The sequence below is a fragment of the Frigoribacterium sp. Leaf164 genome (genome assembly GCF_001423665.1).
Taxonomy (GTDB): Bacteria; Actinomycetota; Actinomycetes; order Actinomycetales; family Microbacteriaceae; genus Frigoribacterium; species Frigoribacterium endophyticum.
In genome coordinates, this window is sequence record NZ_LMOX01000003.1 from 185,627 (window position 1) to 205,514 (window position 19,888).

The 19,888-nt window shown below is 72.9% G+C and carries 15 protein-coding genes; 7 read left to right on the forward strand and 8 right to left on the reverse strand.

Features of this window, described 5'->3' with window-relative positions:
• Nucleotides 1–6: 6 nt before the first annotated feature.
• A complete protein-coding gene (locus ASF82_RS08915; protein ID WP_056056441.1) occupies nt 7–654 on the reverse strand; it encodes a TetR/AcrR family transcriptional regulator in 648 nt (215 codons plus the stop codon).
• A gap of 95 nt (nt 655–749) precedes the next feature.
• On the opposite strand from ASF82_RS08915, the gene ASF82_RS08920 reads away from it, so the two are divergent.
• The 4 genes from ASF82_RS08920 to ASF82_RS08935 all read left to right on the forward strand — a co-directional run bounded on the left by ASF82_RS08920 (nt 750) and on the right by ASF82_RS08935 (nt 6,091).
• Complete coding sequence (locus tag ASF82_RS08920) at nt 750–2,390, forward strand: ABC transporter substrate-binding protein (protein ID WP_056058802.1); 1,641 nt, start codon at nt 750–752, stop codon at nt 2,388–2,390.
• Nucleotides 2,368–3,450, forward strand: coding sequence for an ABC transporter permease (locus ASF82_RS08925; RefSeq protein ID WP_082514511.1), 1,083 nt, complete (start codon nt 2,368–2,370; stop codon nt 3,448–3,450). The genes ASF82_RS08920 and ASF82_RS08925 overlap by 23 nt, the downstream gene beginning before the upstream one ends.
• 101 nt (nt 3,451–3,551) lie before the next feature.
• Nucleotides 3,552–4,361 (forward strand): ABC transporter permease, encoded by an 810-nt coding sequence (locus tag ASF82_RS08930; protein WP_056056442.1) that lies wholly within the window; start codon nt 3,552–3,554, stop codon nt 4,359–4,361.
• Nucleotides 4,358–6,091, forward strand: a complete 1,734-nt coding sequence (locus ASF82_RS08935) for an ABC transporter ATP-binding protein (RefSeq protein ID WP_056056443.1) — start codon at nt 4,358–4,360, stop codon at nt 6,089–6,091. Before ASF82_RS08930 ends, ASF82_RS08935 begins: the two co-directional genes overlap by 4 nt.
• 9 nt (nt 6,092–6,100) lie before the next feature.
• Here ASF82_RS08935 and proP read toward each other — a convergent pair whose 3' ends face one another.
• The gene (gene proP / locus ASF82_RS08940; protein ID WP_056056444.1) at nt 6,101–7,681 is read right to left on the reverse strand and encodes a glycine betaine/L-proline transporter ProP; all 1,581 of its coding nucleotides are present in this window, start codon (nt 7,679–7,681) and stop codon (nt 6,101–6,103) included.
• 222 nt (nt 7,682–7,903) lie between these two features.
• On the opposite strand from proP, the gene valS reads away from it, so the two are divergent.
• Nucleotides 7,904–10,510, forward strand: a complete 2,607-nt coding sequence (gene valS / locus ASF82_RS08945; RefSeq protein ID WP_056056445.1) for a valine--tRNA ligase — start codon at nt 7,904–7,906, stop codon at nt 10,508–10,510.
• Nucleotides 10,510–10,770 carry a hypothetical protein gene (locus ASF82_RS08950; protein ID WP_056056446.1) on the forward strand — a complete coding sequence of 87 codons (261 nt, stop codon included), beginning with the start codon at nt 10,510–10,512 and terminating at the stop codon, nt 10,768–10,770. Before valS ends, ASF82_RS08950 begins: the two co-directional genes overlap by 1 nt.
• 70 nt (nt 10,771–10,840) lie before the next feature.
• Here ASF82_RS08950 and ASF82_RS08955 read toward each other — a convergent pair whose 3' ends face one another.
• Nucleotides 10,841–11,659, reverse strand: coding sequence for a methyltransferase domain-containing protein (locus ASF82_RS08955; protein ID WP_056056447.1), 819 nt, complete (start codon nt 11,657–11,659; stop codon nt 10,841–10,843).
• Nucleotides 11,660–11,751: 92 nt separating this feature from the next.
• Between ASF82_RS08955 and ASF82_RS08960 the strand changes: the two genes are divergently transcribed.
• A complete protein-coding gene (locus tag ASF82_RS08960; RefSeq protein WP_056056448.1) occupies nt 11,752–13,797 on the forward strand; it encodes a M3 family metallopeptidase in 2,046 nt (681 codons plus the stop codon).
• 53 nt (nt 13,798–13,850) lie between these two features.
• On the opposite strand, the gene ASF82_RS08965 is transcribed toward ASF82_RS08960, so the two are convergent.
• The 5 genes from ASF82_RS08965 to tig all read right to left on the reverse strand — a co-directional run bounded on the left by ASF82_RS08965 (nt 13,851) and on the right by tig (nt 19,824).
• Entirely contained in the window at nt 13,851–15,416 is a 1,566-nt protein-coding gene (locus ASF82_RS08965) for a right-handed parallel beta-helix repeat-containing protein (protein WP_156370038.1), read from the reverse strand.
• Between the two features lie 146 nt (nt 15,417–15,562).
• Nucleotides 15,563–16,843 (reverse strand): ATP-dependent Clp protease ATP-binding subunit ClpX, encoded by a 1,281-nt coding sequence (clpX, locus tag ASF82_RS08975; protein ID WP_056056451.1) that lies wholly within the window; start codon nt 16,841–16,843, stop codon nt 15,563–15,565.
• A 210-nt stretch (nt 16,844–17,053) separates the two neighbouring features.
• The gene (locus ASF82_RS08980; RefSeq protein WP_056056452.1) at nt 17,054–17,716 is read right to left on the reverse strand and encodes an ATP-dependent Clp protease proteolytic subunit; all 663 of its coding nucleotides are present in this window, start codon (nt 17,714–17,716) and stop codon (nt 17,054–17,056) included.
• A gap of 37 nt (nt 17,717–17,753) precedes the next feature.
• Nucleotides 17,754–18,341, reverse strand: coding sequence for an ATP-dependent Clp protease proteolytic subunit (locus tag ASF82_RS08985; protein WP_056056453.1), 588 nt, complete (start codon nt 18,339–18,341; stop codon nt 17,754–17,756).
• 160 nt (nt 18,342–18,501) lie between these two features.
• The gene (gene tig, locus ASF82_RS08990) at nt 18,502–19,824 is read right to left on the reverse strand and encodes a trigger factor (protein WP_056056454.1); all 1,323 of its coding nucleotides are present in this window, start codon (nt 19,822–19,824) and stop codon (nt 18,502–18,504) included.
• Between the last annotated feature and the right edge of the window lie 64 nt (nt 19,825–19,888).

Here is a 19,888-nt window from a genome sequence, read left to right on the forward strand (position 1 = left end):
ACCCGGTCAGGCCCCGCCGGTCGGCGGCAGACGGTCGTCCAGGCCGTCCGCGACGGGGCTGAGCGCCCGCTCCACGACGTCGCCGAGGGCCGGCCTGCCGACGCCGGAGCCCGCCCACGTCACGACCGAGGTGGCCGCCGCCGCGATCAGCACCGACGCGGCCACCTCGACGTCGAGGTCGTCCCGGGGGCGCCCGGCCGCCTCCGCCAGGTACGCCGCGACGACGGCCCTCAGCCGCACGCCCCGGACCGCCGCCGACGCCACCACCTCGTCGCCGAGGCCCATCGCGTCGGCCTGGGTCAGCGCCCAGGGCACCCGGTCGGCCGGGTGCTGCCGGGCGACGGCCACCAGCGCCGCCGCCACGGCCCGGACGGGAGAGAGCCCCGAGGAGGCGCGGAGCAGGTCGCCGAGACCGGCCGTGCTCGCGTCGAGGTCGACCCAGAAGAGGTCGGACTTCGCGTCGAACCAGTTGAAGAACGTGCCCCGGCTGACCCCGGCCCGCCGCGCGATCTGGTCGACGGTCGTGCCCGACCACCCGGCCTCGAGGAAGAGCTCGGCCGCGGCGTCGGCGAGCATCTCGGCCGACGACCGACGCGGGCGACCGAGGGGCCGTGCCGGGGCGTCGTCGGGGCGGCGGAGGGCGTCGTCGGACATGGCCCCATCATGCCGGTACACTCGGTGGCGGCCCGGTTGTACTGAGTACAACAATGCCGCCCCTCCCCCGGCCACCCGTGATCCTCCGGAGCACCATGCGCACGCGCCCCCTCCCCTTGCTCGCCCTCGCGACCGTCGGCGCCCTGGCGCTGGCCGGGTGCACCGCCGGGGCGGACGACGCCGGCGACTCCGCGACTCCCGTCGAGGGCGGCACCCTCACCTACGCGACCGGCGACGCCGAGCCCACGTGCCTCGACCCGCACGTCGGCGGCAACTACCCGCAGGCCCTCATCTCGACCCAGTACGCCGAGTCGCTCGTGTCGAAGGACGCCGACGGCGAGATCGTGCCCTGGCTCGCCGAGTCGTGGACGGAGGCGAGCGACGGCCTGAGCTGGACCTTCACCCTGAAGCCCGACGTGACGTTCACCGACGGCACCCCCTTCGACGCCGCCGCGGTCGCCGCGAACGTGGCCCACGTGCAGGACCCTTCCACGCTGTCGTCGACGGGCTACCTCGCCCTCGCGAAGGTGACCGGCGTCGAGGCCGTCGACGACCTGACGGCCCGCATCGACCTGAGCACGCCCGACAGCGCCCTGCTCGAGTCGCTCACGCAGCCGTGGCTCGCGATGGAGTCGCCCGAGGCGCTCCAGCGGCCCCAGGAGGTCAACTGCGAGTCGCCCGTCGGCACCGGCCCCTTCGTCGTCGACTCGTGGACGAAGCAGGAGCAGGTCGAGCTGTCGCGCAACGACGACTACTCGTCGCCGCCCGCCGACGCCGACCACACCGGCCCCGCCCACCTCGAGAGCGTCGTCTGGCGGTTCATCCCCGACTCCGCGGCGCGCTACGCGGCCCTCCAGGCCGGCCAGGTCGACGTGATCGACAACGCCCAGCCCGACACCCTCGTCGCCGCGGAGAAGGACGACGCGATCAGCGAGATCGACGCCCCGCGGCCCGGCGCCTCCAACCGTCTCGAGCTGAACTCGGGCAAGGCTCCCTTCGACGACGAGCGGGTGCGCGAGGCGTTCATCACGGGCGTCGACGTCGACGACGCGATCGACTCGCTCTTCTTCGGCACCGCCGAGCGCTCGTACAGCGCCCTGTCGAGCGTCGAGCCGCTCGCGTACTCCGACCCGTCGCTGTTCGAGGTCGATGCCGACGCCGCTGGCGACCTGCTCGACGAGGCCGGCTGGACGGGGCGCGACAGCGAGGGCTACCGCACCAAGGACGGCACGCGCCTGTCGCTGACCTTCCCGGTCAGCACGAACCAGTCGATCCCCGCCGAGCAGTCGCTCTTCGAGCAGATCCAGGCCGGGGCCAAGTCGCTCGGGTTCGAGGTCGTGCTGCAGCCCCTCGACCTCTCGAGCTGGTACGGCGCCCTCGCGACCGACGACTACGACCTGGTCAGCGCGCCGTACACGAAGGTCGGCCCCGACGTACTCCGCATCCTGTTCGACACGTCGGGCATCACCCCGGCACCGAGCGGCTACTTCGCCAACCACGCCCAGCTCTCCGACCCGGCCCTCGACGACCTGCTGACCCGCGCCTCCCAGACCTCCGACGCCGACGAGCGCGCCGACCTCTACCAGCAGGCCCAGCAGATCGTGCTCGAGAGCCGCACCGTGCTGCCCCTCTACGACCAGCAGAACCACTACCTCGTCCGCTCGTCGGTCACCGGCGTCCGCGCGCTGCCCCCGGTGCAGGCGGTCACCCTGTATGACGCCTCCGTCACCGGCTGAGGCCGGGGCCGGGGCCGGGGCCGGGGCCGGGGCCGGGGCCGGGGCCGGGGCCGGCTCGGTCGTCGCCCCTCCGTCGCCCCGACGGAGCGCGGTCGGCGGCCGGTCGGGCAGGAGTCGCGGGTCGGCCGAGCGGGCCCTGCGGTGGGTCGTCGGTCGCCTGGCCGGCGCGGTGCTGGTGCTCTGGGCCGTGGCGACCCTCATCTTCTTCGCGGTGCGGCTCGTGCCGGGCGACCCGGCCGAGGCGATCCTCGGCGGGCCGGGCTCGCAGGCGTCGGCCGAGGCCCTCGCCCTCGTGCGCGAGCAGTACGGCCTCGACCAGCCCCTCGTCGTGCAGTACCTCCAGCAGCTGGGGCGCCTCGTCACCGGCGACCTCGGCACGTCGTGGTCGCTCCGGGCCGACGTGGCCGGGCTGCTGCTCGAGCAGCTGCCCGGCACGCTCGCCCTCGCGCTCGCGTCGCTCGTCGTCGCCTGGCTGATCGCCCTCGGCACGGCCTGGTGGGCGACCCTCGGCGGGCGGGCGGCGTCCGCCGTCTCGTCGGCGCTCGAGGTCGTCGCCGCCGCGGTGCCGCACTTCTGGCTCGCGAGCGTGCTCGTCCTCGTCTTCAGCACGCAGCTCGGCCTGCTGCCCCCGGTCAGCACGGGCACGCCCGTCGGCCTCGTGCTGCCGGTGGTGACCCTGGCCATCCCGGTGGCGGGGTTCCTCGGGCAGGTGACCCGCGACTCCCTGCTCGACGCGGCGTCCGCCCCGTTCGCCGTGACGGCGCGGGCCCGGGGCGAGTCGACCTCGGGGCTCTTCCGTCGGCACCTGCTGCGGCACGCCGCGCTGCCGGGGCTGGCCCTCTCGGGGTGGGCGTTCGGCTCGCTGCTCAGCGGCGCCGTCGTCGTCGAGTCGGTCTTCGCCCGGCCGGGCCTCGGGCGCACCCTGCTCGGTGCGGTGACGCTCCGCGACGTGCCCCTCGTCACCGGCGTGGCCCTGGCCTCCGCCCTCGCCTACGTCGTGGTCGTCGCTCTCGGCGACCTCGCGGAGCGCGCCGTCGACCCACGGGAGCGGGCCTCGTGACGGTGCTGCCCGTGCTGCCGGGGGCGCCGGGGCCGTCGGAGCCGTCGGCGCCGCCCGCGCCGCCGCGGTCGGGCTCCGGCCGCCGGAGACCCCGGAGGCGCGTGCGGCCCGTCGAGGCCGTGGCCGCCGTCGTGCTCGCGGTGATCGTCGTGGCCGCGGTCGCGCCGGGGCTCCTGGCGCCCGGCGACCCCCTCGCCGTGTCGCCGGCCGACGCCTTCGGCGCACCGTCGCTCGCGCACCCCCTCGGCACCGACGAGTCGGGGCGCGGCATCTGGACGCGGATCGTGCACGGCGCCGGCGCGTCGCTGACGATCGGCGCCGTCGCGACCCTCATCGGCACCGGCCTCGGCGTGCTGCTGGGCGTGGCCGCCGGCTTCGGCGACGGGCGCTGGCCCGGGCGCGTCGCCGACGCGGGCGTCAGCCGCCTGCTCGAGGTGCTCTTCGCCCTGCCGGGCCTGCTGCTGGCGCTGGTCGTGATCGCCTTCACCGGGCCCGGCGCCGTGCCCGCGACGCTCGCCGTCGGCCTCGCCACCGCGCCCGGCTACGCGCGCATCGTGCGGACCCAGGTGCGCCGCGTACGGCGCTCGGCCATGGTCGAGGCCGCCGTCGTGCTCGGCCGCCGGCCGTCGACGGTGCTGCTGCGGCACGTGCTGCCCAACGCCCTCGCGCCCGTGGTCGTGCTGGCGACGCTCGGCCTGGGGCAGGCCGTCGTCTGGGCCTCCTCGCTGAGCTACCTCGGCCTGGGCTCGCCCCCGCCGGCGCCGGAGTGGGGCGCGATGCTCTCGGCCGGCCGCACCTACGTGCAGGTCGCCTGGTGGATGACCGTCTTCCCCGGCCTCGCGGTCGTCGTCACGGCGGCGGCGTCGACGATCGTCGGCCGCGGCCTCGCCCGACGCGGGGGCACCTCGTGAGCGGCTCGGCGCTGCTCCAGGTCGACGGGCTCTCCGTCGCCTTCGGCGGGCGGCCGGTCGTCGACGACGTCTCGTTCTCGGTGTCGGCCGGCGAGTGCGTCGCGATCGTGGGCGAGTCGGGCTCGGGAAAGAGCGTCACCGCACGGTCGCTCCTCGGCCTGAGCGGCGGCCGGGCCACGGCCCGGGGCCTCCGCCTCGGCGACACCGACCTCACGGCCCTCGGCGAGCGCGGCTGGCGTGCCGTCCGCGGGCCGCGCATCGGGCTGGTGCTGCAGGACGCGCTCGTGTCGCTCGATCCGCTGCGACCGATCGGCCGCGAGATCGACGACGCCCTCCGCCTCCACACGTCCCTCGGGCCGCGGGGCCGCCGGGAGCGCGCGCTGGAGGCGCTGGTCGAGGTGGGCATGCCCGAGCCGGAGGCGCGGCTCGGCCAGCGGTCGGGAGAGCTGTCGGGCGGGCTGCGTCAGCGGGCCCTGATCGCCGCGGCGCTCGTGCTGCGCCCCGAGCTCGTCGTCGCCGACGAGCCGACGACGGCCCTCGACGCCGAGGTGCAGGGGCTGGTCGTCGACCGCCTGGCGGCGCTCCGCGACGGCGGCACCGCGGTGCTCGCGATCAGCCACGACCTCGGCGTCGTGCGTCGGCTCGCCGACCGGGTGGTGGTGATGCGCGCCGGCGTCGTCGTCGAGACGGGGCCGACCGAGCAGGTGCTCGGCGACCCTCGGCACGACTACACGCGGCTGCTGCTCGCGGCCCTGCCGCGCGGCGTGGCCCGCGGCGCCCGGCTGTCGCCCGCGCCCTCCGCACCTGCCCGCCCCGCGCCTCCCGCGCCCGTGCCCTCCGCGCCTGCCCGCCCCGCGCCTCCCGCGCCGGTGCCCTCCGCCGAGGACCGCGTTCCGTTCCATGAACTGCGCTCCACCGCGGTTCATGGAACGGAACGCGGTTCATCGCGGGTCGGAGCCGGGCCGGCGCCGGAGGTGGTGCTCGCCGCGAGCGGGCTGCGCCGGGCGTTCCCGGTGCGGGGCAGCACGCCCCGCGTCGCCGTCGACGACGTCTCGTTCGAGCTGCGCACCGGCGAGACGCTCGGCCTGGTGGGCGCGTCCGGGAGCGGCAAGACCACGACCGCGCGCCTCCTGCTGGGCCTCGACGACCCCGACGACGGGGCGGTGACGCTGCTCGGCGAGCCGTGGGCACCGCTGCGCGAGCGGGAGCGCCGGGGGCGGCGGGCCCTGCTCGGGGCGGTCTACCAGGACCCGGCGAGCTCGTTCGACCCCCGCTGGACGGTGGGCCAGCTGCTCGCCGACGCCGTGACGAGCGGGCGCGTCACCCGGCCGGGGCGGGTGTCGACCGAGGTCGAGGGGCTGCTCGACCGCGTGGGCCTCGCCGCCGACGTCGCCGAGCGGCGCCCCGGCACGCTCTCCGGCGGTCAGCGCCAGCGGGTCGCCGTCGCCCGTGCCCTGGCCCCCCAGCCCCGCGTCGTCGTGTGCGACGAACCGGTGTCGGCCCTCGACGTCTCGGTGCAGGCGCAGGTGCTCGACCTGCTCGACGAGCTCCAGCGCGAGGAGGGGCTGGCGTACCTGTTCATCTCGCACGACCTCGACGTGGTCGCCCACATGAGCGACCACGTCGCGGTGATGCAGCACGGCCGGGTCGTCGAGCACGGCCCCACGGCCCCGCTGTTCGCCGCGCCGCAGCACCCGTACACGCGGGCGCTGCTGGCCGCGCGGCCCTGAGCCCGTCGCCTACGAGCGCGTCGGCTCCGCGGCGGCGGGCCGCCCGCCGAGCTCGCCCTCGCCCGTGCCGCTGCCCTCGCCGCCCTGGCCCTCCGGGCGGATCACCGCGATGGGCCCGGAGTCCGCGAACGCGAGGCCCCAGTCCGACTGCGCCACGTCGCTGGTCTCGTCGCGGTACGCCTCGATCAGCTCGTGGGCCTCGGCCTCGGTCGCCACGGTCGGCCCCGAGCCGAGCAGCGGCTCGTTCGCGGTCTCCTTCGTGAACCACACGGCGACGAGGCCGATCACGGCGGCCGCCATCAGGTAGAAGGCGGGGATGTCGTGGGCCCAGCCGAAGCCGCGGCCCTCGGCCCAGACGACGAGCGCCTCGGTCGCGAGCGGGGTCGTGCCGCCGAAGAGCGACACCGACACGTTGAAGGCGATCGCGAGGGCGCCGTAGCGGATGATCGTGGGGAAGAGCGCGGGCAGCGTCGACGGCATGGTCGACGTGAACGTGACGAGCACGAGGCCGAGCACGAGCAGGCCCGCGAACGACAGCACGCCGTTCTCGCTCTGCACCATGCGGAGCGCCGGGAACGACAGCACCAGGAAGCCGATGCAGCCCGCGAAGAGCACGGGGCGCCGGCCGAAGCGGTCGCTGAGCCGCCCGCCGAAGGTGATGACGAGCATCATCAGCACCATCACGACGATGATGAAGAGCAGCCCGCTGGTCGCGTCGCGCCCGAGGGTGTTCGACAGGTAGGTCGGCATGTACGACAGCAGCATGTAGTCGGTGACGTTGAAGACGAGCACGAGGCCGACGCAGACGAGCAGGGCGCGCCAGTTCTCGCGGAACAGCGACAGGAGCGGCGTCTTCTGGTGTTCGCGCTCGGAGGCCTCGGCCTGCTGCTTCTGGAAGGCCGGGGTCTCCTCCAGCTTGAGCCGCAGGTACAGCCCGATCAGGCCGAGCGGGCCCGCGACGATGAACGGGATGCGCCAGCCCCAGCCGAGCAGGGCCTCCTCGCTCAGGCCGAGCTGCAGCGCGGTCACGAGGGAGGCGCCCAGCACGTAGCCGCCCAGGGTGCCGAACTCGAGCCACGAGCCCATGAAGCCGCGTCGCTTGTCGGGCGAGTACTCGGCGATGAAGGTGGCGGCGCCGCCGTACTCGCCTCCGGTCGAGAAGCCCTGCAGGAGTCGCGCCAGCAGCAGCAGGATCGGTGCCCACACCCCGATGGTCGCGTAGGAGGGGATCAGGCCGATCGCGAGCGTGCCCGCGGCCATCAGGATCATCGTCATGGCGAGCACCTTCTGCCGACCGATGCGGTCGCCGAGCGGGCCGAAGAAGGCGCCGCCGATCGGCCGGACGACGAAGGCGGCCGTGAAGGTGCCGAAGGTGAAGAGGATGTTCAGGGCGTCGTTCCCGGGCGGGAAGAAGACCTGGGCGATGGTGGTGGTGATGTACGCGTAGACGCCGAAGTCGAACCACTCCATGGCGTTGCCGAGGGCGGCCGCGCTGACGGCGCGCTTGAGCATCGACTCCTCGACGACGGTGACGTCGTCGGTGGTGAGTTCTCGACGACGGGGCGTCGGGGCGTTCTTCCTGGCTGACATGGTGCGAGTACCTCCGGATCGGGGGACGGAGCGCGACCGCGGTGTCGGGCAAAAACCCACGAAACCTAGCAGCGCTGCGCCGGAGCCGCCAGTGCGGTGACTGCAACCCTGCGCTGACCGCACGTTTCCCTGGCGGCCGTGTCGGCCCGCGTACACTGACCTGGTCCACATCCAGGCGTCTCACCACCGACACGGCGCCGCCCACAGAACCGGAGTCAGCCCATGACGTCACCGATGCCCGACAAGCCCGCCCTCGAGGGCCTCGAGTCCCGCTGGGGCCAGGTCTGGGAGACCGACGGCACCTACCGGTTCTCGCGCACCGAGGCTACCCGCGACTCCGTGTTCTCCGTCGACACGCCCCCGCCGACCGCCTCGGGCAGCCTGCACATCGGCCACGTCTTCAGCTACACGCACACCGACGTCAAGGCGCGCTTCGAGCGCATGCGCGGCAAGAGCGTCTTCTACCCCATGGGCTGGGACGACAACGGGCTGCCGACCGAGCGCCGCGTGCAGAACTTCTACGGCGTGCGCTGCGACCCGTCGCTGCCCTACGACGCCGACTTCACGCCGCCTTTCGAGGGCGGCGACGGCAAGTCGTCGAAGGCCGCCGACCAGGTGCCGATCTCGCGCCGCAACTTCGTCGAGCTCTGTGAGCGCCTGACGGTCGAGGACGAGAAGCAGTTCGAGGACGTCTGGCGCAAGCTCGGCCTCTCGGTCGACTGGACCCAGAGCTACCGCACCATCGACGACCGCTCGCAGGCCATGGCGCAGAAGGCCTTCCTGCGCAACCTCGCCCGGGGCGAGGCGTACCAGGCCGACGCGCCCACCCTGTGGGACGTCACCTTCCGCACCGCCGTCGCCCAGGCCGAGCTGGAGGACAAGGAGATGCCGGGGGCGTACCACAAGCTCGCCTTCCACCGCACCGACGGCCAGGGCGACGTGCTCATCGACACGACGCGCCCGGAGCTGCTGCCCGCCTGCGTCGCCCTCGTCGCGCACCCCGACGACGAGCGCTACCAGGCCCTCTTCGGCACCACCGTGCGCTCCCCCCTCTTCGACGTCGAGGTCCCCGTGGTGGCGCACCACCTCGCGCAGCCCGACAAGGGCTCCGGCATCGCGATGGTCTGCACCTTCGGCGACACGAACGACGTCGTCTGGTGGCGTGAGCTGCAGCTGCCGAACCGCGCGGTGATCGGCTTCGACGGCCGCTTCGTCAGCGAGGCCCCGGCCGCGATCGAGTCCGAGGCGGGCCGCGACGCGTACGCCCAGCTGGCCGGCAAGACGGTCTTCAGCGCCAAGCAGTCGGTGGTCGAGCAGCTGACGGCCTCGGGCGAGCTCGTCGGCGAGATCCGGAAGATCACGCACCCCGTCAAGTTCTTCGAGAAGGGCGACAAGCCCCTCGAGATCGTGTCGACGCGCCAGTGGTACATCGTCAACGGCGCCCGCGACGAGCAGCTGCAGCAGTCGCTGCTCGAGCGGGGTCGCGAGGTGTCGTTCCACCCCGACTTCATGCGCGTGCGGTACGACAACTGGGTCAACGGCCTCAACGGCGACTGGCTCATCTCGCGTCAGCGCTTCTTCGGGGTGCCCCTGCCCGTCTGGTACCCGCTCGACGTCGACGGCAACCCCGTCTTCGACGACGTGATCGTGCCCGACGAGGCGTCGCTGCCCGTCGACCCGTCGAGCGACGCGGCCCCCGGCTACGACGAGTCGCAGCGCGGCGTGCCCGGCGGCTTCCAGGGCGAGCTCGACGTGATGGACACCTGGGCGACCTCGTCGCTGACCCCGCAGCTCGCCGGCGGCTGGGAGACCGACCCGGAGCTGTTCGACCTCGTCTTCCCGTACTCGCTCCGCCCGCAGGGCCAGGACATCATCCGCACCTGGCTGTTCTCCACCGCCCTGCGGTCGCAGCTCGAGCACGGCACGGTGCCGTGGACGAACGCCTCCATCTCGGGCTTCATCGTCGACCCCGACCGCAAGAAGATGTCGAAGTCGAAGGGCAACGTCGTCACCCCGGCGGCCATGCTCGACGACCACGGCTCCGACGCGGTCCGCTACTGGGCGGCCTCGAGCCGCCTCGGCACCGACGCGGCCTTCGACCCGCAGAACCCGAAGCAGATCAAGATCGGCCGTCGCCTCGCGATCAAGGTGCTCAACGCCGCGAAGTTCGTGTACTCGTTCGAGCTGCCCTCGGGCGAGCACCGCGTCACCGAGCCGCTCGACCGCGACCTGCTCGCCGAGTTCGCCACGGTGATCGGCGCCGCGACGGACGCGCTGGAGGGCTACGACCACGCCCGTGCGCTCGAGATCACGGAGAAGTTCTTCTGGACCTTCTGCGACGACTACCTCGAGCTCGTCAAGGAGCGCGCGTACGGCGCGACGACGCCGGCCGAGCAGGCCTCGGCCGTGCTCGCCCTGCAGACCACGATCGACGGCCTGCTGCGCCTGCTCGCCCCGTACCTCCCGTTCGCGACGGAGGAGGTCTGGTCGTGGACCCACGACGGCTCGGTGCACCGCGCCTCCTGGCCCACGGCGGCCGAGCTCGGCGAGGTCGAGCAGCCCACGGGCCTGCTCGCGCTCGTCGGCGAGGCCCTGATCGGCGTGCGACGCGCCAAGTCGGACGCGAAGGCGTCGCAGAAGACCCCCGTGGTCTCGGCGACGATCGCGGCCCCGGCCGCCCAGCTCGCCGTGCTCCGCGGGGCGGCCTCCGACCTCGCGGCGGTCGGCAAGATCCAGTCGCTCGAGTTCGTCGAGGGCGAGGCGCTTGCCGTCGCGGCCATCGAGCTCGGCGAGCTGCCCGAAGCTCCGGCCCCGGCGGCGGGCGCCTGATGCAGCTCGGCACGCGGTGGAGCGTGGGAGGCGCGGCGCCGGCCGCCCTCCCCGCACCGGTCGTCGGGGCGGTCGCCCAGGTCGAGCGCGAGCTCGCCGAGCAGGGCGTCGACGCCACGACCTGGCGCTGGACCCTGACCTACCTCGAGCACCGCCCGGTGGTCGAGCTCGACGACGGCACGACCATCCGCGTCGACGCCGTCACGGGCGAGGCCCGCATCCACGAGGCCGACGACGAGGGCACCGACCCCGACACCTGAGCGACGACCGGCCCTGAGCCCGGGGCGGGCGCCGGTCAGGCGTCAGGCGTCAGGCGTCAGGCGGCAGGCGTCAGGCGCGAGCGATCATCTCGCCGTGCGGCATCATGAGCACGCCGTCCGGGGCGTCGCGCCAGGCCCGCCAGGCGTCGGCGATCGCGTCGAGCTCGGCGGCGGTCGCGACGCCCCGCGCGACGGCGTCGGCCGCGAAGGCCGACTCCGTCGCCCGCGCCGCCCAGCTGTCGCCCCACCAGGTGCGCTCGTCGTCGGTCGAGAAGCACCACGAGGAGGCGGTGCACGAGACGTCGGTGAAGCCCGCCTCGAGCGCCCAGCCCCGCAGGGCCCGCCCCGCGTCGGGCTCGCCGCCGTTGCCGCGGTGGACCTGCTGGTAGACGTCCATCCACCGGTCGAGGCCCTCCGACGCCGGCGCCCAGACCGTGCCGTGGTAGTCGACCTCGCGGGCCGCGACCACTCCCTCGGGCACGGTCACCCGGCGCATCTCGCGGAGGGCCGCGACGGGGTCGCCGACGTGCTGCAGCACCTGGTGGGCGTGCACGACGTCGAACGAGTCGTCGTCGAAGGGCAGCGCGAAGAGGTCGGCGACGACGAACTCGACGGTGTCGAGACCCCGCTCGGCGGCGAGCGCCCGGGCCTGCTCGACGACGACCTCGGCCGCGTCGACGCCGACCACGCGGCCCGGCGCGACGCGCTCCGCGATGTCGACCGTGATCGTTCCGGGCCCCGACCCCACGTCGAGCACCCGGCGGCCCGGCACGAGCTCGGCCTGGAGGTAGGCAGCACTGTTCGCCACGGTGCGCCACGCGTGGCTCCGCAGCACGCTCTCGTGGTGGCCGTGGGTGTACGTGGCGGGGGCACCGGGGCGTGAGCTCATGCGGGGACTGTAGCGCGCCTCCTCGGGGCTTGCCCTCCCCCGTGACGCCCCGCGGCCCGCCCCGGCGGGCGGCGCGCTCGTAGGGTGGGCGCATGACGAACCCGTTCCTCGAGCCGAGCCCGCTGCCGTACTCGCTGCCGCCCTACGCGACCATCACCGACGACGACTTCGCACCGGCCTTCGAGGCGGGCCTCGCCGAGCACCGCGCCGAGGTCGAGGCCGTCGCCTCCGACCCGGCGCCCGCGACGTTCGAGAACACGATCGCGGCGCTCGAGCGCGGCGGGGCCGTGCTGACCCGCGTCGGGCACGTCTTCTTCGACCGGGCCTCGAGCGACTCGAACGCGACGACCGACGCCCTCGAGCTCGAGCTCGCGCCGAAGCTGGCGGCCCACGACGACGCGATCCGCCTCGACCCGCGCCTGTACGCCCGCGTGCGCGCCGTGGCCGACGCCGTCGAGCGCGGCGACGACGACGTGGCCGGCCTCGACGACGAACAGCGCTACCTCGTGCGCCGCACGCTGCGGTCGTTCGAGCGGGCGGGAGCGGGCCTGGGCGACGCGGAGAAGGCTCGCCTGCGCGACCTCAACGGCCGCCTGTCGACCCTCACCACGCAGTTCGAGAAGCACCTCCTCGCCGACACGAACGACCTCGCCGTGGTCGTCGACGACGTCCGCCAGCTCGACGGGCTCAGCGACGGCCAGGTCTCCGCCGCGGCCGAGGCCGCCCGCGACCGCGGCCTCGACGGGCGCTGGGTGATCACCCTCGTGCTGCCGACCGGGCACCCGTGGCTGGCCGACCTCACCGACCGCGACCTCCGCGACCGGGTGATGCGCGCCTCCCTGGCCCGGGGCCGACGCGGCGGCGAGCACGACACCCGAGCCCTCCTGCTCGAGATCGTGCGGCTCCGGGCCGAGAGGGCCGAGCTGCTCGGCCACCGTGACCACGCGTCGTGGGTCACCGCCGGCGAGACGGCCGGCAGCCCGCTGGCCGTCGCCGACCTGCTCGGCCGGCTCGCACCGCCCGCGGCCGCGAACGCCCGGGCCGAGTTCGTCGAGCTGCGGGCCGCCGCGGGCCGGCAGGAGGTCGCCGCGGCCGACTGGGCCTTCTGGGCCGACCGCCTCCGGGCCGAGCGCTACGACGTCGACACGACCGCGATGCGCGACTACTTCGAGGCCGAGCGCGTGCTGCACGACGGCGTGTTCTTCGCGGCGTCGCAGCTCTACGGCCTCGAGTTCGCCGAGCGCCCCGACCTGGTCGGCCCGCACCCGGACGCACGGGTCTTCGAGGTGACCGAGGGGGGCGGCCGTCCCGTGGGCCTGTACGTCCTCGACCTGTACACGCGCGACGTCAAGCGGGGCGGGGCGTGGATGAACCCGCTCGTCTCGCAGTCGGCGCTGCTCGGGCTGCCGCCGGTCGTGGTCAACAACCTCAACGTGCCGAAGCCCGCGGCGGGCTCGCCGACCCTGCTGACCCTCGACGAGGTCACCACGCTCTTCCACGAGTTCGGGCACGCCCTGCACGGCCTGCTCGCCCGCGTGACGTACCCGACGTTCTCGGGCACGAACGTCTTCCGTGACTTCGTCGAGTTCCCGAGCCAGGTCAACGAGATGTGGATGCTCTGGCCCGAGGTGCTCGAGAACTACGCCGTGCACCACGAGACGGGCGAGCGCATGCCGCAGGAACTCGTCGACCGGCTCGTCGCGTCGCGGGCCTTCAACGAGGGCTTCGCCACGAGCGAGTACCTCGCGAGCGCCCTGCTCGACCAGGCGTGGCACACGCTCACCGCCGCAGAGGCCGCCGCCGTCGCCGACGTCGAGGCCTTCGAGCGGGAGGCGCTGGCCGCGGCGGGCCTGGACCTCGCGCCGGTGCCCCCGCGCTACTCGAGCACCTACTTCGCCCACACCTTCTCGGGCGGGTACGACGCCGGCTACTACTCGTACATCTGGAGCGAGGTGCTCGACGCCGACACCGTGGAGTGGTTCGAGGAGAACGGCGGGCTCAGCCGGGCGGGCGGCGACCGGTTCCGCGCCCGGCTGCTCGGCGTCGGCGGCTCCCGCGACCCGCTGGAGGCCTACCGCGACTTCCGCGGCCGCGACGCGCGGGTCGAGCCCCTGCTGGAGCGCCGCGGCCTCGCCTGACGCGCCGCGGCGCCGCCGGGCGCCCCGCGGCGTCGCCGGGTATCTCGCGGCGCTCAGGCCCCGTCGTGCAGCCGCGCCAGGGTGTTCTCGACGCTGCAGTAGACGGCGCGCGCCGTGGCCGTCCAGTCGTTGTCGACGAGGTCGAGCGTGCTGCCGCCGACCGCGGCGTAGAGCCCCACCGCGTCGGCACGGCTGCCGGGCGTCGCCACGTACCGGGTGCGGACGATGAGCGCCGAGTTGTCGTGGTGGCGGACGTCGATCACGCTCGGCCGCTGCGTCGTGCGGCTCGTCAGCCCGGTGACGAGGGTGTCGACGACGGTCAGGTCGTGGTTGCCCGTGTAGATGTTGAGCGCCCGGGCGATCGACCCGTTCAGCACCGAGCGGGCGACGACGAGCCCCGAGGTGAAGTAGACGCAGACCGCCGCGTCGAGGGTGTCTCCCCCGTAGCCCGTGACGGTGTTGTCGAGGATCGCCCCGGTGCCCTCCTCGACGGCCGTGCCCGAGCCGAACCCCGCGCCCTTGAAGACGATGCCGTTGCGCGGCACGGCGAGCGTGCCCGCGTCGACGGTGTTCGACGCGACCACGCAGTCGAGCGGCGCGTAGGTGGTGGCACCGTCGGGGCTCTTGCAGGGCACGACGGCGATCCCCACCGCACAGCCCGTCAGGCGGTTGCCGACGATCGTGACCTCCCGCCCGCCGTGCGTGTCGATGCCCTCCCAGAGCGGCACGTCCGAGACGACGTTGTCGGCCACCGTGATCCGCTCCGAGCGCGGCGCGACGTCGATCGACTGGTTCCAGTACCGGTTCACGGCGATGCCGTACGAGTTCGGGAACGACCCCGACTGGTGCACGCCCGTGACCTCGTTGCCCCGCACCGTGCCGTCGAGGCAGGAGAACAGCATCACGCCCGCGTACGCGAGGTCGGTGAGCACGTTGCCGTCGACCGTGAAGTCGCGCACGTGCTCGAGGTACACGGCGCCGTACGAGAAGCGCGAGATCGAGCAGCCCGACACGCGCAGCCGTCGCACGGGAGCCCCGACCGTCGCGACCACCTCGACCCCGCGGGCCTTCCCGCTCGTCGCGGAGCCGGACCCGACCACGGTGGCTCCCCGCAGCGTGACGTCGTCGGCCCGGACGATGAGGGCGCTGACGTCCCGGGTCGTCCGCAGCTCCACGCCGGCCTCGAAGAGCAGGGTCATCGGGCGGTCCACCACGACCGGCACCGCGGTCGTCTCGGACCGGTCGACGACGAGGGTGCCGTGAGCCTCCGTGCCCGCGATCGCCGCCGCGAGCGTCGCGGAGGCCGACGAGCGACGCACCCCCGACGGGGCCCCGGGAGTCGCGGTGCCCGCTGCGCCGGGAGCCCCGGTCGCCGGGGCGGTCGGCTCCCCCGCCGCGTGGGCCGCGTCGCCGCGACCGACCGGGCTGCTCGCCAGCACCCCGGCCCCGAGCGTGCCGAGCGCGGCGGCCAGCATCGCCCTCCGGCCGAGCCGGCCTCCCGTGTCGGCGCTGCCCCGCAGGTCGACCGGCCCCGAGGACGGCCCCGACATGTCGTCGGGTGCCGTGTCGGGGGTGACCCCGTGACCACGCCGCACATCGTCGACTCTTACATCACTCACGCTTTCATGCACGATCCACGCTAACACTGACCGTCGCGGCGGCGGAAGAGCCCCGAAGGGGGCAGGACGACGAAGAGCCCGACCTCGTCGGTCGGGCTCTCCGGGTGACGTCGGCCCGCAGGGCGGTCGACGTCGAGGGCTGCGCGCTAGGCGGACTTCTCCGTGCGCTGCTCGACGAGGCGCGGAACGATGGTCGGCGCCGCGTTCTCCATGACGGAGGCGCGAGTGACGACGACCTTGCCGACCGTGTCGTCGGAGGGCACGTCGAACATGATCGGCCCGAGGACCTCTTCCAGGATGGCCCGGAGCCCGCGGGCCCCCGTCTGGCGGAGGACGGCGAGGTCGGCGATCGCCTCGAGGGCGGCGCTGTCGAACTCGAGCTCGACGCCGTCGATCTCGAACATGCGCTGGTACTGGCGCACGAGGGCGTTCTTCGGCTCGGTCAGGATCTGCATCAGGGCTGCCTGGTCGAGCTGCGTGACCGTCGTCACCACCGGGAGGCGGCCGATGAACTCGGGGATCAGGCCGAACTTGTGCAGGTCTTCGGGGAGGACCTCGCTGAACAGGGCCGCCTCGTCCTCCTTGCTGTGGAGGGGAGCCCCGAAGCCGATGCCGCGCTTGCCGGCCCGGTTGCTGATGATGTCCTCCAGGCCAGCGAACGCTCCGGCGACGATGAAGAGGACGTTGGTGGTGTCGACCTGGATGAACTCCTGGTGCGGGTGCTTGCGACCGCCCTGCGGCGGGACGGACGCGACGGTGCCCTCGAGGATCTTCAGCAGGGCCTGCTGGACGCCCTCGCCCGACACGTCACGGGTGATCGACGGGTTCTCGGCCTTGCGGGCGATCTTGTCGATCTCGTCGATGTAGATGATGCCGGTCTCGGCGCGCTTGACGTCGTAGTCCGCCGCCTGGATGAGCTTGAGGAGGATGTTCTCGACGTCCTCGCCGACGTAGCCCGCCTCGGTCAGGGCCGTCGCGTCGGCCACCGCGAACGGGACGTTGAGGCGCTTGGCGAGGGTCTGGGCGAGGTACGTCTTGCCGCAGCCCGTCGGGCCGATCAGCAGGATGTTCGACTTCGAGATCTCGACCTCGTCGGCGAGCGACTCGGCCGCCGTCAGCGTCGACGCGGCACGGATGCGCTTGTAGTGGTTGTAGACGGCCACCGATAGGGCGCGCTTCGCGGCGTCCTGCCCGATGACGTACTCCTCCAGGAACGAGTAGATCTCGCGGGGCTTCGGCAGGTCGAACTCGCTCGTGGGCTCTTCACCGGCCTCGGCCAGGCGCTCCTCGATGATCTCGTTGCACAGCTCGACGCACTCGTCGCAGATGTAGACCCCGGGGCCCGCGATGAGCTGCTGCACCTGCTTCTGGCTCTTGCCGCAGAAGGAGCACTTGAGCAGATCTGCGCTCTCACCGATCCGTGCCATGCCCGGCCTCCCTGTCAGCTGGTCGTCGACCCATGTCGGCCGTCGTCCCCCGAGCCTAACCCGATCGTCCGACACTCCCGCACCCGCACCGCCCTCCGGGCCGGATCGACCCGCGCCGGGCGCACCGGGGAGGACGACGAAGGACCCCGGGCGCGTGCCCGGGGTCCTCCGACGTCGCACCTGACCGGCGGTGGCCGGTCGGTGCAGGGGTCAGCGCGTGAGCGCCGGCTGGTTCTTGCGCGAGGTGAGAACCTGGTCGACGAGGCCGTAGGCCAGCGCCTCCTCGGCACCCAGGATGTTGTCGCGCTCGATGTCGCGGTTGACCTCTTCCGGCGACTTGTTCGAGTGCTTCGAGAGGGTCTCCTCCAGCCAGGTGCGCATGCGGAGCACTTCCTTCGCCTGGATCTCGATGTCGGACGCCTGGCCGCCGCTGCTGCCGCCGGTCGCGGGCTGGTGGATCAGCACGCGGGCGTTGGGCAGGGCGAGGCGCTTGCCGGGCTGGCCGGCCGCGAGCAGCACGGCCGCGGCGGACGCCGCCTGGCCGAGGCACACCGTCTGGATCTCGGGGCGGATGTACTGCATCGTGTCGTAGATGGCCGTCATGGCCGTGAACGAGCCACCGGGCGAGTTGATGTAGAGAGTGATGTCGCGGTCGGGGTCCATGCTCTCGAGCACGAGCAGCTGGGCCATGATGTCGTCGGCCGAGGCGTCGTCGACCTGCACGCCGAGGAAGACGATGCGGTCCTCGAAGAGCTTCGCGTACGGGTCCTGGCGCTTGTAGCCGTAGGCCGTGCGCTCCTCGAAGCTCGGCAGGATGTACCGGGAGCTGGGGGCCTGCAGTCGACCCGCGCCACCCATCATCGGGAGTTCCATGAGTTCTTCTCTTTCTGTGCTGATGATCGGGTGGGGGCTAGTCCTGGTCGGTGCCGGCGCCGCCGATGACGTCGGTTGCCGAACCGCGGATGTGGTCGACGAAGCCGTACTCGAGGGCCTCCTCGGCGGTGAACCAGCGGTCGCGGTCGCCGTCCTCGTTGATCTGCTCGACGGTCTTGCCCGTCTGCGCCGCCGTGATCTCGGCCAGGCGCTGCTTCATCGAGAGGATGAGCTGGGCCTGGGTCTGGATGTCGGAGCTGGTGCCGCCGAAGCCGCCGTGGGGCTGGTGCAGCAGGACGCGGGCGTTCGGCGTGATGTAGCGCTTGCCCTTGGTGCCCGCGGTGAGCAGCAGCTGGCCCATGGAGGCGGCCATGCCGATGCCGACGGTCACGATGTCGTTCGGCACGAACTCCATCGCGTCGTAGATGGCCATGCCCGCCGTGATCGACCCGCCGGGCGAGTTGATGTACAGGTAGATGTCCTTCTCGCTGTCCTCAGCGGCGAGGAGGAGGAGTTTCGCGGCGATCTCGTTGGCGTTCTCGTCGCGCACCTCGGACCCGAGCCAGATGATGCGGTCTTTGAGCAGTCGGTCAAAAACACTGTTGGGCAGTGTCACGTCGGCCATGGTGGAGCTCCCATTCGTTGTCGCTTGCTGTTGAACCTATCGGGTGCAACGCGGCACTTCCGGGCTGTTCGCCCACGGCAATAACTGACTGCCGGCCGCGCCCCGGAGACGACGGAGGGCCGGGTGCAGATGCACCCGGCCCTCCGGTCGTCACGCCCGATCAGGCGTGGTCGTGACCCTCGTGGTCGTCGTCGCCGCCGACGCCCGCCGTGGCGGTGAAGGCGGACAAGTCGACCTCGGCGCCCTCGCCGTCGACGACCTTCGCCTTCGACAGCACGACCGCCAGGGCCTTGCTGCGGGCGACCTCGCCGACCATGGCCGGGATCTGGCCGTTCTGGTCGAGCACCTTGATGAACTCGCCGGGCTCCATGCCGTACTGCGCGGCGCCCTGGATCAGGTACTGGGTGAGCTCGTCCTGCTCGACCTTGACCTCTTCCTTCTCGGCGATCGCGTCGAGGAGGATCTGGTTGCGGAAGGCCTTCTCGCTGCTCTCCTTCACCTCGGCACGGTGCTCCTCGTCCTCGAGGCGGTTCTCCTGCTCGAGGTGACGGTGCACCTCGTCCTCGACGAGCTTCTCCGGGACGGGGATCTCGACGGCCTCGAGCAGCTTCTCGACGACCTGGTCACGCGCCTGGGCGCCCTGACCGAAGGTCTTCGACTTGGCCAGCTGCTCCTTGAGGTCGCCCTTGAGCTCGTCGATGGTGTCGAACTGGCTGGCGATCTGCGCGAAGTCGTCGTCGGCCTCGGGCAGCTCGCGCTCCTTGACGGCGGTGACGGTGACGGCGATCTGAGCCGTCTCGCCCTCGCGGTCGCCGCCGAGCAGCTTCGACTCGAAGGTGGTGCTCTCACCGGCGGTCAGCGACTCGAGGGCCTCGTCGATGCCCTCGATGAGCTCGCCGGAGCCGATCTCGTACGAGATGCCCTTGGCCGAGTCGACCTCGTCGTCGCCGATGGTGGCGGTGAGGTCGATCTGGGCGAAGTCGCCCGTCGTCGCGGGACGGTCGACCGTGACGAGCGTGCCGAAGCGCGTGCGCAGGTTCGACAGCTCTTCGTCGACCTCCTCGTCGGAGATCTCGACGCTGTCGACCGTGAGCTCGAGGCCCTCGTAGTCGGGCAGGTCGAAGTCGGGGCGCACGTCGACCTCGACGGCGATCGTCAGGTCGCCCGAGAAGTCCTTGACGTCGGGCCAGGCCACGACGTCCGCCTCGGGGCGGCCGAGGACGCGGATCTCGGTCTCGGCGACGGCCTCGCGGTAGAACTTGTCGAGGCTCTCGCTGACCGCGTGGTTCAGGACCTCTTCGCGACCGACGCGCTGGTCGATGATGGGCGGCGGCACCTTGCCCTTGCGGAAGCCGGGGATGTTGATCGACTCGGCGATGTGACCGTAGGCGTGCGTGACGCTGGGCTTCAGCTCGTCGGGGGTGACGACGATGTTGAGCTTGACGCGCGTGGGGCTGAGCTTCTCAACCGTGGTCTGGACCAATGTAGGGCTTCTCCTGTGTTGGTGGCGCTGAACTCACGACCGAGACAGCGGGGGTAGACGACTG

What these genes read in the sequence shown, in the direction of transcription:
- ASF82_RS08915 (WP_056056441.1), bottom strand. Translation starts at nt 654, where the DNA reads ATGTCCGACGACGCCCTCCGCCGCCCCGACGACGCCCCGGCACGGCCC.
- ASF82_RS08920 (WP_056058802.1), top strand. Translation starts at nt 750, where the DNA reads ATGCGCACGCGCCCCCTCCCCTTGCTCGCCCTCGCGACCGTCGGCGCC.
- ASF82_RS08925 (WP_082514511.1), top strand. Translation starts at nt 2,368, where the DNA reads ATGACGCCTCCGTCACCGGCTGAGGCCGGGGCCGGGGCCGGGGCCGGG.
- proP (WP_056056444.1), bottom strand. Translation starts at nt 7,681, where the DNA reads ATGTCAGCCAGGAAGAACGCCCCGACGCCCCGTCGTCGAGAACTCACC.
- valS (WP_056056445.1), top strand. Translation starts at nt 7,904, where the DNA reads ATGACGTCACCGATGCCCGACAAGCCCGCCCTCGAGGGCCTCGAGTCC.
- ASF82_RS08950 (WP_056056446.1), top strand. Translation starts at nt 10,510, where the DNA reads ATGCAGCTCGGCACGCGGTGGAGCGTGGGAGGCGCGGCGCCGGCCGCC.
- ASF82_RS08955 (WP_056056447.1), bottom strand. Translation starts at nt 11,659, where the DNA reads ATGAGCTCACGCCCCGGTGCCCCCGCCACGTACACCCACGGCCACCAC.
- ASF82_RS08960 (WP_056056448.1), top strand. Translation starts at nt 11,752, where the DNA reads ATGACGAACCCGTTCCTCGAGCCGAGCCCGCTGCCGTACTCGCTGCCG.
- clpX (WP_056056451.1), bottom strand. Translation starts at nt 16,843, where the DNA reads ATGGCACGGATCGGTGAGAGCGCAGATCTGCTCAAGTGCTCCTTCTGC.
- ASF82_RS08980 (WP_056056452.1), bottom strand. Translation starts at nt 17,716, where the DNA reads ATGGAACTCCCGATGATGGGTGGCGCGGGTCGACTGCAGGCCCCCAGC.
- ASF82_RS08985 (WP_056056453.1), bottom strand. Translation starts at nt 18,341, where the DNA reads ATGGCCGACGTGACACTGCCCAACAGTGTTTTTGACCGACTGCTCAAA.